The sequence below is a fragment of the Brevundimonas pishanensis genome (assembly GCF_022750635.1).
GTDB lineage: Bacteria > Pseudomonadota > Alphaproteobacteria > Caulobacterales > Caulobacteraceae > Brevundimonas > Brevundimonas pishanensis.
This window is the reverse complement of record NZ_JAJKBG010000004.1, coordinates 187,277-199,957: the sequence shown is the minus strand read 5'-3', so window position 1 is coordinate 199,957 and position 12,681 is coordinate 187,277. Positions and strand designations below refer to the sequence as shown.

At 59.4% G+C, this 12,681-nt stretch carries 23 protein-coding genes; 22 read left to right on the top strand and 1 reads right to left on the bottom strand.

What is annotated here, in order from left to right; translation table 11 throughout:
* Positions 1-27: 27 nt before the first annotated feature.
* Positions 28-780 carry a hypothetical protein gene (locus LOX95_RS09705; protein ID WP_242914286.1) on the bottom strand — a complete coding sequence of 251 codons (753 nt, stop codon included), beginning with the start codon at positions 778-780 and terminating at the stop codon, positions 28-30.
* A gap of 704 nt (positions 781-1,484) precedes the next feature.
* Here LOX95_RS09705 and rpsJ point away from each other — a divergent pair.
* From rpsJ to secY, 22 genes are all read left to right on the top strand, one after another.
* Positions 1,485-1,790 (top strand): 30S ribosomal protein S10, encoded by a 306-nt coding sequence (gene rpsJ / locus LOX95_RS09700; protein WP_003164367.1) that lies wholly within the window; start codon positions 1,485-1,487, stop codon positions 1,788-1,790.
* A gap of 20 nt (positions 1,791-1,810) precedes the next feature.
* Positions 1,811-2,542: a 50S ribosomal protein L3 gene (gene rplC, locus LOX95_RS09695; protein ID WP_242914285.1), complete on the top strand. Its 732-nt coding sequence runs from the start codon at positions 1,811-1,813 to the stop codon at positions 2,540-2,542.
* Positions 2,542-3,180 carry a 50S ribosomal protein L4 gene (gene rplD, locus LOX95_RS09690; protein WP_242914284.1) on the top strand — a complete coding sequence of 213 codons (639 nt, stop codon included), beginning with the start codon at positions 2,542-2,544 and terminating at the stop codon, positions 3,178-3,180. Before rplC ends, rplD begins: the two co-directional genes overlap by 1 nt.
* Positions 3,180-3,485, top strand: a complete 306-nt coding sequence (locus tag LOX95_RS09685; protein ID WP_242914283.1) for a 50S ribosomal protein L23 — start codon at positions 3,180-3,182, stop codon at positions 3,483-3,485. The genes rplD and LOX95_RS09685 overlap by 1 nt, the downstream gene beginning before the upstream one ends.
* Before the next feature lie 4 nt (positions 3,486-3,489).
* Entirely contained in the window at positions 3,490-4,326 is an 837-nt protein-coding gene (rplB, locus tag LOX95_RS09680) for a 50S ribosomal protein L2 (RefSeq protein WP_242914282.1), read from the top strand.
* A 2-nt stretch (positions 4,327-4,328) separates the two neighbouring features.
* The gene (gene rpsS, locus LOX95_RS09675) at positions 4,329-4,607 is read left to right on the top strand and encodes a 30S ribosomal protein S19 (RefSeq protein WP_167178089.1); all 279 of its coding nucleotides are present in this window, start codon (positions 4,329-4,331) and stop codon (positions 4,605-4,607) included.
* A gap of 3 nt (positions 4,608-4,610) precedes the next feature.
* Entirely contained in the window at positions 4,611-4,991 is a 381-nt protein-coding gene (rplV, locus tag LOX95_RS09670; protein WP_242914281.1) for a 50S ribosomal protein L22, read from the top strand.
* On the top strand, positions 4,991-5,737 hold the full coding sequence (rpsC, locus tag LOX95_RS09665; RefSeq protein ID WP_242914280.1) for a 30S ribosomal protein S3: 747 nt from the start codon (positions 4,991-4,993) through the stop codon (positions 5,735-5,737). The genes rplV and rpsC overlap by 1 nt, the downstream gene beginning before the upstream one ends.
* A 7-nt stretch (positions 5,738-5,744) precedes the next feature.
* The gene (rplP, locus tag LOX95_RS09660) at positions 5,745-6,182 is read left to right on the top strand and encodes a 50S ribosomal protein L16 (RefSeq protein WP_242914279.1); all 438 of its coding nucleotides are present in this window, start codon (positions 5,745-5,747) and stop codon (positions 6,180-6,182) included.
* A complete protein-coding gene (gene rpmC, locus LOX95_RS09655) occupies positions 6,182-6,376 on the top strand; it encodes a 50S ribosomal protein L29 (protein ID WP_242914278.1) in 195 nt (64 codons plus the stop codon). Before rplP ends, rpmC begins: the two co-directional genes overlap by 1 nt.
* A gap of 10 nt (positions 6,377-6,386) precedes the next feature.
* Positions 6,387-6,629: a 30S ribosomal protein S17 gene (gene rpsQ, locus LOX95_RS09650; RefSeq protein ID WP_242914277.1), complete on the top strand. Its 243-nt coding sequence runs from the start codon at positions 6,387-6,389 to the stop codon at positions 6,627-6,629.
* Positions 6,630-6,647: 18 nt separating this feature from the next.
* Entirely contained in the window at positions 6,648-7,016 is a 369-nt protein-coding gene (rplN, locus tag LOX95_RS09645) for a 50S ribosomal protein L14 (protein WP_167178083.1), read from the top strand.
* Between the two features lie 2 nt (positions 7,017-7,018).
* Positions 7,019-7,327, top strand: a complete 309-nt coding sequence (gene rplX / locus LOX95_RS09640; RefSeq protein WP_242914276.1) for a 50S ribosomal protein L24 — start codon at positions 7,019-7,021, stop codon at positions 7,325-7,327.
* Positions 7,327-7,884 carry a 50S ribosomal protein L5 gene (rplE, locus tag LOX95_RS09635; RefSeq protein WP_242914275.1) on the top strand — a complete coding sequence of 186 codons (558 nt, stop codon included), beginning with the start codon at positions 7,327-7,329 and terminating at the stop codon, positions 7,882-7,884. Before rplX ends, rplE begins: the two co-directional genes overlap by 1 nt.
* A 19-nt stretch (positions 7,885-7,903) precedes the next feature.
* Positions 7,904-8,209, top strand: coding sequence for a 30S ribosomal protein S14 (gene rpsN, locus LOX95_RS09630; protein WP_242914274.1), 306 nt, complete (start codon positions 7,904-7,906; stop codon positions 8,207-8,209).
* Between the two features lie 15 nt (positions 8,210-8,224).
* Complete coding sequence (rpsH, locus tag LOX95_RS09625; RefSeq protein WP_242914273.1) at positions 8,225-8,623, top strand: 30S ribosomal protein S8; 399 nt, start codon at positions 8,225-8,227, stop codon at positions 8,621-8,623.
* Between the two features lies 1 nt (position 8,624).
* Complete coding sequence (gene rplF, locus LOX95_RS09620) at positions 8,625-9,158, top strand: 50S ribosomal protein L6 (protein WP_242914272.1); 534 nt, start codon at positions 8,625-8,627, stop codon at positions 9,156-9,158.
* Between the two features lie 3 nt (positions 9,159-9,161).
* A complete protein-coding gene (gene rplR / locus LOX95_RS09615) occupies positions 9,162-9,518 on the top strand; it encodes a 50S ribosomal protein L18 (protein WP_242914271.1) in 357 nt (118 codons plus the stop codon).
* A 13-nt stretch (positions 9,519-9,531) separates the two neighbouring features.
* Positions 9,532-10,131 (top strand): 30S ribosomal protein S5, encoded by a 600-nt coding sequence (gene rpsE / locus LOX95_RS09610; protein ID WP_242914270.1) that lies wholly within the window; start codon positions 9,532-9,534, stop codon positions 10,129-10,131.
* A 3-nt stretch (positions 10,132-10,134) separates the two neighbouring features.
* Entirely contained in the window at positions 10,135-10,329 is a 195-nt protein-coding gene (gene rpmD, locus LOX95_RS09605; RefSeq protein WP_242914269.1) for a 50S ribosomal protein L30, read from the top strand.
* Between the two features lie 218 nt (positions 10,330-10,547).
* The gene (gene rplO / locus LOX95_RS09600) at positions 10,548-11,141 is read left to right on the top strand and encodes a 50S ribosomal protein L15 (RefSeq protein ID WP_345791442.1); all 594 of its coding nucleotides are present in this window, start codon (positions 10,548-10,550) and stop codon (positions 11,139-11,141) included.
* A 146-nt stretch (positions 11,142-11,287) separates the two neighbouring features.
* Entirely contained in the window at positions 11,288-12,667 is a 1,380-nt protein-coding gene (secY, locus tag LOX95_RS09595; RefSeq protein ID WP_242914268.1) for a preprotein translocase subunit SecY, read from the top strand.
* Positions 12,668-12,681 lie beyond the last annotated feature (14 nt).

Here is a 12,681-nt window from a genome sequence, read left to right as displayed (position 1 = left end):
TGCCTTACGGCTCAACCAAGGCGAAGCTTAGTTGAAGAACGGTACGAACACGTTGTTGCTCAGGTCCATGCGAGCACCAGCGCGGTCGCGGGCTTGCAGGCCACCGCCGAAGCTGTAACGCACACCGATCTTGAAAGCGTTGTCTTCAACGGCCAAGTCGTCCGAGTCGGTGTAGGTGTAAGCACCGAAGACCGAGTACGGCGAGTTAGCGAACTGGTATTCAGCGCCAACGGTACCGGCAACGGTGTCGAAGTCAGCGCCGCCGAAGTCAACGTTCTGGAACGAAACGCCCGCGTTCAGGCGCAGGTCCGAGGTTGCGTAGAAAGCAGCGTCAGCCTTCACGGTGTAGATGTCGGCGTCGTAAACCGAGCCGTACGAAGCGACGCCCGAAACGGTTGCACGGTCGAAGTACTTCTGAGCGACAGCGCCGAAGGTGTTCAGGGTTGCACCCGGCATTTCGTTAGCGGCGTAGAAGCCACCGACGCGGTACGAACCGATGACCTTGGTCAGGGCAGCCGAACCCGACAGGGTGGTTTCGCTGGCAGCCAGGTCCGATTCAGTGTTGGCGACGTTTGCTTCTGCAGTGACAGTCCAGTCACCGAAGATCGGGGTGGCGACAGCGCCGTTCAGAGCGAAAGCGTCGGTGTCCAGGCCTTGCACGGCAGCAACGTCGGTCTCGCTGTGGGTGTAGGAGACGCTAGCCGAACCAACGGTTTGAGCCATAGCCGGAGCAGCGATCAGAGCGGCGACGGCTGCCGAAGCGAAGAAAACGGTTTTCATTGTCGTATGTCCTTAAAAGACTTTCTTGGGCTCGTTCACCAAGGAACGTGCCGGTGGAGACGACTTAGGGTCAAACGAGGCGGTTCGCTGTAACGAACTTGTCATGTTTCGGACTAGCGAGGCATGGTGTTGCCGCGATGTTACGCAATAAGGCAAACATACGTCGTTATTTGATCGTGCGGCGGAAGTTTCTTTTTTGCTGCCTTGGTCCTGCCGCATTTCGCCTCAGCCCTTAATTCAAATTAACCAAACCCCTCTGGAATCGCCCTCCATGCGGCTGGAGGGGAGGGGCGTGCGGGCCATTGTTTTGAAATCAACTTTTCCGGCTCGGCCTCTCACGGGGTCGTAGATGGCCAAATTGGGGTCTTGAAAAGTGGTGGGAGGGGCGGCTATGAGGCGACAACTCATGAGGCGCAAACACTTATGGGACTTGGGATTCAGTGCTTGACCCGAAGGGATTCGGAAGGCATAAGCACCACTCTTGTTGGACCGGCTGTGCATCTCCGGATGCAAACGCGGTTCGCAGGGACGACCTAAGTTACTGTTCTTTTTGCAGCTTCTTGGGATTTTTTGGCTCAGGCGGGAAACCGTGTGGGCCGTTCGTTTTTGCGGATTTGCGTTCCCTGGGGTTTCGACCCTGAGGCTTCGGTCTTTGAAATGGTTCACAGGGACGCGGCTCCGGCCGCATGGGAATACTAACCGATATGGATCAAAGCATCCGCATCAGGCTCAAGGCCTTCGATCATCGCGTCCTCGACTTCTCGACGCGCGAAATCGTTAACACCGCCAAGCGCACGGGCGCGACTGTTCGTGGTCCGATCCCGCTGCCGACCCTGATCGAGAAATTCACCGTGAACCGCTCGCCGCACGTCGACAAGAAGTCGCGCGAGCAGTTTGAAATCCGCACGCACAAACGCGTGCTCGATATCGTCGACCCCACCCCGCAGACTGTGGACGCGCTCATGAAGCTCGACCTGTCGGCTGGCGTGGACGTCGAGATCAAGATCTAAGAAAGAAGAGGCGGGATCCGATGCGCACGGGCGTGATCGCCAAAAAGCTGGGTATGACCCGCGTGTTCGCCGATGATGGTGCACACGTGCCGGTTACTGTACTTCAGCTCGACGGCTGCCAAGTCGTCGGCCAACGTACCAAGGAACGTGACGGTTACGTCGCGCTCCAGTTGGGCGCTGGCTCTAAGAAGGCCAAAAATACGGCCAAGCCGCAACGCGAAGCTTTCGCGAAGGCTCAAGTTGAACCCAAGGCATACGTTACCGAGTTCCGCGTGGACGAGGATGGCCTGCTGGACGTGGGTGCCGAACTGTCGGCTGACCACTTCGTAGCTGGTCAAAAGATCGACGTCCAAGGCCTGACCATCGGTAAAGGTTTTGCCGGTGCGATGAAGCGTTGGAACTTCGGCGGTCTGCGTGCCACCCACGGCGTTTCGGTCTCGCACCGTTCGCACGGTTCGACTGGTAACCGCCAAGATCCGGGTCGTACGTTCCCGGGCAAGAAAATGGCTGGTCACTACGGTCAAGAAACTGTCACCCAGCAAAACCTCACGATCGTTCGTGTTGACGCTGAGCGTGGTCTGATCCTGGTCAAGGGCGCTGTCCCGGGCCACGACGGTACCTACCTCAAGGTCACCGACGCTGTGAAAAAGGCTCGTCCGGCTGAAGCCCCGTTCCCGGGTGCTGTGAAGTCGGCTGCTACCGAAGCTGCTGCAGCTCCGGCCGTAGAAGCCAGCGAAGGCGGTGAAGCGTAATGAAACTCTCTGTCATCAAACTCGACGGCAAGGCTGCTGGCGACGTGGAACTGTCGGATGCCGTTTTCGGCCTGACCGACATCCGCGGCGACCTGCTGGCCCGTACCGTGAACTGGCAGCTGGCCAAGCGTCGCGCTGGCACGCACAAGGTTCAAACCCGCAACGAGAACTCTCGTACGGGTAAGAAGATGTACAAGCAAAAGGGCACCGGCGGCGCTCGTCACGGTTCGCGCCGTGCACCGCAGTTCGTTGGTGGTTCGCGCGCTTTCGGTCCGGTCGTTCGCGACCACGGCTTCTCGCTGCCGAAAAAAGTCCGCGCCCTGGCTCTGCGTCACGCCCTGTCCTCGAAGGTCAAGGCCGGCGACCTGGTTGTCGTAGACACCGTTTCGGTTGCTGAAGCCAAAACCTCGACCCTGCGCGCCACTTTCGGTGCTCTGGGCTGGAACAAGGCTCTGATCATTGCTGGTCCGGAAGTTGACACCAACTTCGGCCTCGCTGCTCGCAACATCCCGCACATCGACGTCCTGCCGAACGCCGGCCTGAACGTCTATGACATCCTGCGTGCTGACAAACTTGTGCTGACCAAGGCTGCTGTTGAAGCAATCGAGGCGCGCTTTGCTGAGAAGGAAGCCGCATAATGGCCGCCGCTCAACCTACCGCCAAGCACTACGACACCATCCTGAGCCCGATCATCACTGAGAAGGCCACGATCCTGTCGGAACAGAACAAAGTCGTGTTCCGCGTTGCCGGTACCTCGACCAAGGATGAAATCGCTGCTGCGGTTGAATCCCTGTTCAAAGTCAACGTCCTCAAGGTCAATACCCTGGTTCAAAAGGGCAAGACCAAGCGCTTCCGTGGCATCAATGGCCGTCGCGTGGACATCAAAAAAGCTATCGTGACGCTGGCTGAAGGCCAGTCGATCGACGTGACGACGGGGCTCTAATCAGATGGCTCTGAAGCATTACAATCCGACTTCGCCGGGCCGCCGCGCCCTGGTGCTGGTTGATCGTTCCGAGCTGCACAAAGGCCGTCCGGAAAAGTCGCTGACCGAAGGCCTGACCAAGTCGGGCGGACGTGGTCAGGGTGGTCGTATCGCTGTCCGCTTCCGTGGCGGTGGCGCTAAGACCCTCTATCGTAAGATCGACTTCAAGCGTCGCAAGTTCGACGCTATCGGCACCGTTGAGCGCCTGGAATACGATCCGAACCGTACCGCGTTCATCGCTCTGGTGACGTACGCTGACGGTGAGAAGACCTACATCATCGCTCCGCAACGCCTGAAGGCTGGTGACACCATCGTCGCTGGCGAGAAGGTTGACGTGAAGCCGGGCAACGCTATGCCGCTGCGCTCGATCCCTGTCGGCACCATCATCCACAACGTGGAAATGAAGCCGGGCAAGGGCGCTCAGCTGGCTCGTTCGGCTGGTGCTTACGCCCAGCTGGTTGGCCGCGACCAAGGTTACGCTCAAATCCGTCTGGGTTCGGGTGAACTGCGTATGGTTCTGGATGGCTGCATGGCTACCGTTGGTGCCGTGTCCAACCCGGACCACATGAACCAGAACCTCGGTAAGGCTGGTCGCAAGCGTCACATGGGCTTCCGTCCGCACGTCCGCGGCGTTGCCATGAACCCGATCGACCACCCGCACGGTGGTGGTGAAGGTCGTACCTCGGGCGGTCGTACTCCGGTTACGCCGTGGGGTAAGGACACCAAGGGTACCCGTACTCGCAAGAACAAGGCCACGGACAAGTACATTATCCGTAGCCGTCACGTGAAGAAGGCTCGCTAAGAATGGCCCGCTCCTCCTGGAAAGGCCCGTTTGTCGACGGGTATCTGCTCAAGAAGGCCGACGCCGCTCAATCGTCGGGCCGTAAAGATGTGATCAAGACCTGGTCGCGTCGCTCCACCATCCTGCCGCAGTTCGTGGGTCTGACCTTTGGCGTTTACAACGGCCAGAAGCACGTTCCTGTCGCCGTCTCGGAAGAGATGGTTGGCATGAAGTTCGGCGAGTTCGCGCCGACCCGTAACTTCCCGGGTCACGCTGCGGACAAGAAGGCCAAGAGGAAATAATCCATGGCCCAGACCAAGAACACCCGTCGTGTTGCTGCGAACGAAGCCCGCGCTAAGCTGGTTAACGTTCGTATCAGCCCGCAGAAGCTGAACCTGGTAGCTGCCTCGATCCGTGGCCTGCCGGTTCAAAAAGCTCTCAACGAGCTTGAGTTCAGCCGCAAGCGCATCGCCATCGACGTTCGTAAGGCCCTGTATTCGGCCATCTCGAACGCCGAGAACAACCACAACCTGGACATCGACAACCTCATCGTTGCCGAAGCCTTCGTGGGTAAGAACCTGGTGATGAAGCGTTTTGCGAGCCGCGCTCGTGGTCGCTCGTCGCGCATCCTGAAACCGTTCAGCGAAATCACCATCGTGGTTCGCGAAGCAGGTGAGGCCGCCTAATGGGTCAGAAAATCAATCCGATTGGTCTGCGCCTTGGCGTGAACCGCACGTGGGACAGCCGCTGGTTCGCCGGCGGTGCTGACTACGCTAAGCTGCTGCACCAGGATCTGGCGCTGCGTGCTTGGCTGAAAGATCGTCTTTCGGCCGCTGGCGTTGCCCGCGTAATCATCGAGCGTCCGCACAAGAAGTGCCGCGTGACGATCTACGCCGCCCGTCCGGGCGTCGTGATCGGCAAGAAGGGCGCTGACATCGACAAGCTGCGCAAGGACATTGCGGCTCGTACTGAAGGCGAAGTTCACCTGAACATCGTCGAAGTCCGTAAGCCGGAAACCGACGCTCAGCTGATCGCTGAAAACATCGCTCAGCAGCTGGAACGCCGTGTGGCCTTCCGCCGTGCCATGAAGCGTTCGATGCAATCGGCCATGCGTCTCGGCGCAAAGGGCGTTCGTATCAACGTTTCGGGCCGTCTCGGCGGTGCAGAAATCGCTCGTATGGAATGGTACCGTGAAGGTCGCGTTCCGCTTCACACCCTGCGTGCCGACATCGACTACGGCTTCTATGAAGCCAAGACGACCTACGGCATCATCGGCGTGAAGGTCTGGGTCTTTAAGGGTGAAGTGCTCGAGCACGACCCGATGGCTCAGGACAAGCGTTGGGCCCAAGAAGCCTCGGGTCCGTCGTCCAACGAAGGCCGTGAACGTGGCCCCCGCGGTGACCGCGGTCCGCGTCGTGGTCGTGAGGGCTGATTAGACCATGCTGCAACCTAAAAAGACCAAGTACCGTAAGGCCTTTAAGGGCCGTATCAGCGGTTCGTCGAAGGGCGGCTTCTCGCTGAACTTCGGTTCGTACGGCCTGAAGGCCATGGAGCCGGAACGCATCACTGCTCGTCAGATCGAAGCGTGCCGTCGTGCTGTTACCCGCCACATGAAGCGTCAAGGCCGCGTGTGGATCCGTATCTTCCCTGACCTGCCGGTTACCGGTAAGCCAGCCGAAGTCCGGATGGGTAAAGGTAAGGGCGCCGTGGATCACTGGGCAGCTCGCGTTGCTCCGGGCCGCATCATGTTCGAAATCGACGGCGTGCCGGACGATATCGCTCGTGAAGCTCTGCGCCTCGGCGCAGCTAAGCTGCCGATCCGTACCAAGGTGGTTACCCGCCTGGATGCCGGCATCGTAATGGAGCAAGCCGCATAATGACCAAGATCGCAGATCTCCGGTCGCAAACCGTCGACCAACTGTCCGAAGAGCTCCTGAAGCTCAAGAAGGAACAGTTCAACCTGCGCTTCCAAGCGGCTACCGGCCAAATGGAAAAAACCCACCGCGTGGGTGAAGTGCGCAAAGATATCGCTCGCATCTCCACGCTTCTGCGTGAGAAGCGCGCTTCGTAAGGAAACGAATATGCCCAAGCGAATTCTCGAAGGCGTGGTCGTGTCCGACAAGGGCGACAAGACCGTCGTGGTTAAGGTGGAGCGTACTTTGCTCCACCCGGTTCTGAAAAAGACGGTCCGTCTTTCGAAGAAGTATCACGCGCACGACGAAGCCAACGTCCTCAAGGTCGGTGACATCGCTCGTATCGTCGAGTGCGCCCCCAAGTCCAAACTGAAGCGCTGGGAAGTCCTTTCCCCGGCTTCGGCCTCGTAATCAGAAGGATCTGATCTTATGATCCAGATGCAAACTAACCTGGAAGTGGCCGATAACTCGGGCGCCCGCCGGGTCATGTGCATCAAGGTGCTCGGCGGTTCTAAACGTCGTTACGCCTCGATCGGCGACACCATTGTCGCCTCTGTGAAGGAAGCTATCCCGCGCGGTCGCGTTAAGAAGGGTGATGTCGTTCGCGCCATCGTCGTTCGCACCGCCAAGGATATCCAACGCAAAGACGGTTCGGTCATCCGCTTCGACAAGTCGGCTGCCGTCATCGTTAACAAGTCGAACGAGCCTGTTGGCACTCGTATCTTCGGCCCGGTTCCGCGTGAGCTTCGCGCCAAGAACCACATGAAGATCATCTCGCTGGCTCCGGAGGTCCTGTAACCATGGCTGCCAAGATCAAGAAGGGCGATAACGTTATCGTCCTGACCGGCAAGGATAAGGGCCGCACTGGCAAGGTGCTCAAGGTTCTTCCGACCGAAAACCGCGTCGTCGTTGAAGGTATCAACATGGTTCAGCGCCACACGCGCCCGACCCAGGCTGATCCGCAAGGCGGCATTAAAAACAAAGAAGCCTCGCTTCACCTGTCGAACGTCGCAATCGCTGACGCCAACGGCAAGGCGACCCGCGTTGGCTTCAAGGTTGAAGGTGACCAAAAGGTCCGCTTCGCCAAGTCGACCGGAGACGTCATCTGATGGCTACCGAGAAATACACCCCGCGCCTGAAGACCGAGTACGTTTCGCGTATCCGTTCGGTCATGAAGGAAAAGTTCGGTTACACGAACGAAATGCAGGTGCCCAAGCTGGACAAGATCGTCCTGAACATGGGTATCGGTGAAGCTGTTGCTGACTCCAAGAAGGCTAACGCAGCCCTCAAGGATTTGACGGCTATCGCTGGTCAGAAGGCTGTTGCCACCAAGGCCCGTAACTCGATCGCTGGCTTCAAGCTGCGTGAAGGTATGGTCATCGGCGGTAAGGTGACGCTGCGCGGCGACCAAATGTACGAGTTCCTGGACCGGTTCATCACGATCGCGCTGCCGCGCGTGAAGGATTTCCGTGGCCTCAAGGGCACCTCGTTCGACGGTCGTGGCAACTACGCCACCGGTCTGAAGGAGCACATCGTGTTCCCGGAGATCAACTATGACCAGATCGACCAGATGTGGGGCATGGACATCGTCGTTTGCACCACGGCCAAGACCGATGAGGAAGCCAAGGCTCTCCTCACCGAGTTCAAGTTCCCGTTCGTGAACTGATCGGGAAGGGAAGAGATCAATGGCTAAAAAGAGCGCCGTAAACCGCAACGAAGCCGTCAAGGCCCTGGTTGCGAAGTATGCCGCGAAGCGTGAAGCCCTCAAGGCTATCGCTAACGATGAGAGCCTGCCGCTGGAGGATCGCTTTGAAGCGCGCCTCGCACTGGCAGCCCTGCCGCGTAACTCCGCTCCGACCCGTATTCGCAACCGTTGCGAAGTGACGGGCCGTCCGCGGGCTTACTACCGCAAGCTCAAGATGAGCCGTGTTGCCCTGCGTGAGCTGGGCAACCTGGGTCAAATCCCCGGCCTGACGAAGTCGAGCTGGTAAGGGGAGCGAACAGATATGATGATCAACGATCCCCTGAGCGACATGATCGCTCGCATCAAGAACGCTGCGACCCGCAAGCGTTCTAAGGTGCTCACCCCGGCTTCCCGCCTGCGCCAGCGCGTCCTCGACGTGCTGCAGTCGGAAGGCTACATCCGCGGTTACAGCCTGGTTCAAAACCCGGGCGAGTTCCCGCAGTTCGAGATCGAGCTCAAGTACTTCGACAACCAGCCTGTGATCGCCGAGATCGCTCGCGTGTCGAAGCCGGGCCGTCGCGTCTATTCGGCAATCGGCGATCTGAAGCCGGTCAAGAATGGCCTCGGCATCTCGATCCTTTCGACTTCCAAGGGCGTCATGAGCGACGCTGCTGCCCGCGACGCTAACGTCGGCGGCGAAGTCCTGTGCAGGGTCTACTAATATGTCCCGTATTGGTAAGAAAACCATCGCAGTGCCGAAGGGCGTGACTGTCACGCTCGACGGCCAGAACGTCACTGTGAAGGGTCCTAAGGGCGAACGCTCGTGGACCGTCGCTGAAGAAATCGAAATCAAGCAGGACGGCGATGAACTGGCCCTGACCCCGGTTTCGCAATCGCAGCGCGCAATGGCTATGTGGGGTCTGTCGCGTACCCTGGTTGCCAACATGGTAACCGGTGTAACCGACGGCTTCGAGAAGACCCTTGAACTGGTCGGCGTGGGTTACCGCGCTGCCCTGAAGGGTCAATCGCTGTCGCTCCAACTCGGCTTCTCGCACGACGTGGACATCGCTCCGCCTGCTGGCATCACCTTTGCGGTGCCGAAGCAGACCGAGATCAAGATCTCGGGCAACGACAAGCAAGCCGTTGGTGAAATCGCCGCCGTCATCCGCAAACTGCGTCCGCCGGAGCCCTATAAGGGCAAGGGTGTGCGCTATCAGGGCGAAACCGTCCGACGCAAGGAAGGCAAGAAGAAGTAAGTCATGGCTCTCTCTCTTCAACAACAAGCCAAGCGTCGCGCAGAACGCAACCGTCGCCGCCTCAAGGCTGTGGCAAATGGTCGTCTGCGTCTGTCGGTTCATCGTTCGGACAAGAACATCTCGGCACAAATCATCGACGACTCGAAGGGCATCACTGTCGCTTCGGCCTCGTCGCTGGAAGGTGGCAAGGGTTCGAAGGGCTCGGACGTCGCTGCAGCTGCCAAGATTGGCAAGCTGATCGCCGAACGTGCCATCGAAAAGGGCGTCTCCGACGTCGTTTTCGACCGCGGTGGCTACATTTATCACGGCCGGGTCAAGGCGCTGGCGGAAGCCGCGCGCGAAGCCGGTCTGAACTTCTAAGGGAACGACAGACATGGCTCGTGAACCCCAACGCGGTGGCGGCGGTAACCGTCGCGATAACCGCAATGCTCCAGTCGTAGACGGTCCGGATTCGGACATCGTCGAAAAGCTGGTGCACATCAACCGCGTCGCTGCCACTGTTAAAGGTGGCCGTCGTTTCTCGTTCGCAGCCTTGATGGTTGTGGGCGACGGCAAAGGTCGCGTCGGCTTCGGTCATGGCAAGGCACGTGAAGTGCCGGAAGCTATCCGCAAGGCGACCGAAGAAGCCAAGAAGACGATGATCCGCGTTCCGCTGCGCGAAAACCGCACCCTGCACCACGACGGCAACGGCCGTTGGGGCGCTGGCAAGATCATGATGCGCGCTGCCCCTCCAGGCACCGGCGTCATCGCAGGTGGTCCGATGCGTGCCGTCCTCGAAACCCTCGGCGTTCAAGACGTCGTTGGTAAGTCGACCGGTTCCTCGAACCCCTACAACATGATCCGTGCGACCTTCGAAGCTCTGAAGGTCCAGTCTTCGCCTCGTCAAGTTGCTGCCAAGCGCGGCAAGAAGGTCGCTGACCTGATGGGCCGCCGCAATGATGGTGCTTCGGCACCGGAAACTGTGGAGGGCTAATCAATGGCCAAGAGCGAAAAGAAGACCGTGACCATCCGTCAGGTTGGCTCGCCGATCCGCCGCAAGGCTGACCAGCGCGCAACCCTGGTTGGTCTGGGCCTGAACCAAATCGGCCGTGAGGTCACCCTGGAAGATACGCCGTCGATCCGCGGCATGATCTCCAAGGTCTCCCACATGGTTGAAGTGGTCGAAGGCTAAAGCCTCTAAGACGCCCTCCCTCGGAAATGGGGGAGGGCGTTTTGCTATTCAAGGGCCCCGCATCATTCGGTGCGGGGCCTCTTGTCTATCCCTCCGCATAACGAGATTTGCGTTTGCACTTGCAGCGGAGGGGCGGGTCGCCTAGAAGCGACCCTTCGTTTTTAACGCCGAGTCAGCCGCATTGCGTCTGGCGCTTAGCACCCGAAAGGATCAGGCACATGAAACTGAATGAAATCCGCGACAACCAAGGCGCAACCAAAGCTCGTATGCGCGTCGGCCGTGGCCCGGGCTCGGGCAAGGGCAAGACCGCAGGTCGCGGCGTCAAGGGTCAGAAGTCGCGTTCGGGCGTCGCCATCGGCGGCTTCGAAGGCGGTCAAATGCCGCTGTACATGCGTATGCCGAAGCGTGGCTTCAACAATGCAAACGCACTGAAGCTGGCTGAAGTGAACCTGTGGCGCATCCAAGAAGCCATCGACGCTGGCAAGCTCGACGCCAAGGCTGAAATCAACGGTGCCGCTCTGGTCGCCGCTGGTGTCATCCGTCGTGAAAAAGACGGCGTCCGCGTTCTGGGCGAAGGCGAACTGAAGGCCAAGCTGAACCTGGTCGTCTGGTCGGCAACCTCGGGCGCCATCAAGGCTATCGAAGCTGCTGGCGGCAAGGTCGAGCAACAGCGTATCGAAGCTGAAGCCAAGGCTGCTGCCCGCGTTGCCAAGCGCGAAGCTGCCAAGGGCAAGGCTCCGGCTCCGAAGGCTCCGCAAGGCGACGCCAACAAGGTGTCGGCTCGCGCAAAGCGCACGGCTGCCAAGGCCTAATTGCTAGTTCGTCATCCCGAATTCGCTCGTAGTCGGGCGTAATTCGGGATCTTCTCGGATAGGGATGACGATTTTTCGAAAGCGGCTCTCGCATGGGGGCCGCTTTCACCTTATCTGACGACACGAATATTCGTGGGGACCAACAGATGGCTTCGGCCGCCGAACAACTCGCAGCAAATATGAACATGGGCTCGTTCGCCAAGGCGACCGAGCTGCACAAGCGCCTGCTGTTCACGCTGGGCGCTCTCCTTGTTTACCGCTTGGGCACCTATGTGCCCATCCCGGGCATCAACTCCGATGCCTTCCTCCAGTTCTTCCAGAACCCGGACGGTCAACGTGGCATCCTGGACATGTTCAACATGTTCTCGGGCGGTGCCGTTGAGCGTATGGCTGTGTTTGCACTGAACGTGATGCCGTACATCTCGGCCTCGATCATCGTGCAGCTCATGGGCGCGGTTTATCCGCCGTGGGAGAAGCTGAAGAAGGAAGGCGGCGAAAGCGGTCGCAAGCAACTGAACCAATACACCCGCTATCTGACGGTTGTGCTGGCTCTGGCTCAATCCTTCGGCATCGCTGTCGGTCTGAACGCCTCTCAGGGCCTCGTCGACAATCCGGGCCTGTTCTTCATCGCCACGACCGTGGTTACCCTGACGGGTGGCACCATGTTCCTGATGTGGCTGGGTGAGCAGGTTACGGCACGCGGCGTCGGTAACGGTATCTCCCTGATCATCTTCGCCGGTATCGTGGCTGTTCTGCCGGGCACCATCGCGCGTCTGCTGGGTCTGGCCCAGCAAGGTCAAATGTCTGCCTTCGCCCTCCTGGGTCTGGCGATCCTGGCCGTCGCGACCGTGATGTTCATTGTCTTCATGGAACGCGCCCAGCGCCGTCTTCTGATCCAGTATCCGAAGCGCCAAGAAGGTAACCGCGTTACCGGTGGCGAACGTTCGTTCCTGCCGCTGAAGGTGAACACCGCCGGTGTTATTCCGGCCATCTTCGCCTCGTCGCTGCTGATGCTGCCGACGACGGTTGCCCAGTTCACCGCTACGGCAAACCTGCCGGAGTGGATGTCGTGGCTGCCGATGGTTACGGCGCAACTGACGCACGGCAAGCCGGTGTTCATGGTGCTGTACGCAGCCCTGATCATCTTCTTCTGCTTCTTCTACACCTCGATCACCTTCAACCCTGAAGAGACGGCCGAGAACCTGCGCAAGTACGGCGGCTTCCTGCCGGGTATCCGTCCGGGCAAGCGCACGGCCGAATATCTGGACTATGTGTTGACCCGTCTGACGGTCATCGGTGCGGGCTACATCACCTTGGTGTGCTTGCTGCCGGAGTTCATGGTCGCGGGCATGGGTAACGCCATGTACTTCGGCGGTACCTCGCTGCTGATCGTGGTGTCCGTGACGATGGATACTGTTTCGCAGATCCAGTCCCACCTGCTGGCTCACCAGTATGAGGGTCTGATCAAGAAGGCGAAGCTGCGCGGCCGTGGTGGTCGTGGCGGTACGCCGGTCGTTCGTCGCTAAGATTCGGGTGCTGG

Coding starts and splice junctions, on each gene's coding strand:
- LOX95_RS09705 (WP_242914286.1), bottom strand. CDS start 780: ATGAAAACCGTTTTCTTCGCTTCGGCAGCCGTCGCCGCTCTGATCGCT.
- rpsJ (WP_003164367.1), top strand. CDS start 1,485: ATGGATCAAAGCATCCGCATCAGGCTCAAGGCCTTCGATCATCGCGTC.
- rplC (WP_242914285.1), top strand. CDS start 1,811: ATGCGCACGGGCGTGATCGCCAAAAAGCTGGGTATGACCCGCGTGTTC.
- rplD (WP_242914284.1), top strand. CDS start 2,542: ATGAAACTCTCTGTCATCAAACTCGACGGCAAGGCTGCTGGCGACGTG.
- LOX95_RS09685 (WP_242914283.1), top strand. CDS start 3,180: ATGGCCGCCGCTCAACCTACCGCCAAGCACTACGACACCATCCTGAGC.
- rplB (WP_242914282.1), top strand. CDS start 3,490: ATGGCTCTGAAGCATTACAATCCGACTTCGCCGGGCCGCCGCGCCCTG.
- rpsS (WP_167178089.1), top strand. CDS start 4,329: ATGGCCCGCTCCTCCTGGAAAGGCCCGTTTGTCGACGGGTATCTGCTC.
- rplV (WP_242914281.1), top strand. CDS start 4,611: ATGGCCCAGACCAAGAACACCCGTCGTGTTGCTGCGAACGAAGCCCGC.
- rpsC (WP_242914280.1), top strand. CDS start 4,991: ATGGGTCAGAAAATCAATCCGATTGGTCTGCGCCTTGGCGTGAACCGC.
- rplP (WP_242914279.1), top strand. CDS start 5,745: ATGCTGCAACCTAAAAAGACCAAGTACCGTAAGGCCTTTAAGGGCCGT.
- rpmC (WP_242914278.1), top strand. CDS start 6,182: ATGACCAAGATCGCAGATCTCCGGTCGCAAACCGTCGACCAACTGTCC.
- rpsQ (WP_242914277.1), top strand. CDS start 6,387: ATGCCCAAGCGAATTCTCGAAGGCGTGGTCGTGTCCGACAAGGGCGAC.
- rplN (WP_167178083.1), top strand. CDS start 6,648: ATGATCCAGATGCAAACTAACCTGGAAGTGGCCGATAACTCGGGCGCC.
- rplX (WP_242914276.1), top strand. CDS start 7,019: ATGGCTGCCAAGATCAAGAAGGGCGATAACGTTATCGTCCTGACCGGC.
- rplE (WP_242914275.1), top strand. CDS start 7,327: ATGGCTACCGAGAAATACACCCCGCGCCTGAAGACCGAGTACGTTTCG.
- rpsN (WP_242914274.1), top strand. CDS start 7,904: ATGGCTAAAAAGAGCGCCGTAAACCGCAACGAAGCCGTCAAGGCCCTG.
- rpsH (WP_242914273.1), top strand. CDS start 8,225: ATGATGATCAACGATCCCCTGAGCGACATGATCGCTCGCATCAAGAAC.
- rplF (WP_242914272.1), top strand. CDS start 8,625: ATGTCCCGTATTGGTAAGAAAACCATCGCAGTGCCGAAGGGCGTGACT.
- rplR (WP_242914271.1), top strand. CDS start 9,162: ATGGCTCTCTCTCTTCAACAACAAGCCAAGCGTCGCGCAGAACGCAAC.
- rpsE (WP_242914270.1), top strand. CDS start 9,532: ATGGCTCGTGAACCCCAACGCGGTGGCGGCGGTAACCGTCGCGATAAC.
- rpmD (WP_242914269.1), top strand. CDS start 10,135: ATGGCCAAGAGCGAAAAGAAGACCGTGACCATCCGTCAGGTTGGCTCG.
- rplO (WP_345791442.1), top strand. CDS start 10,548: ATGAAACTGAATGAAATCCGCGACAACCAAGGCGCAACCAAAGCTCGT.
- secY (WP_242914268.1), top strand. CDS start 11,288: ATGGCTTCGGCCGCCGAACAACTCGCAGCAAATATGAACATGGGCTCG.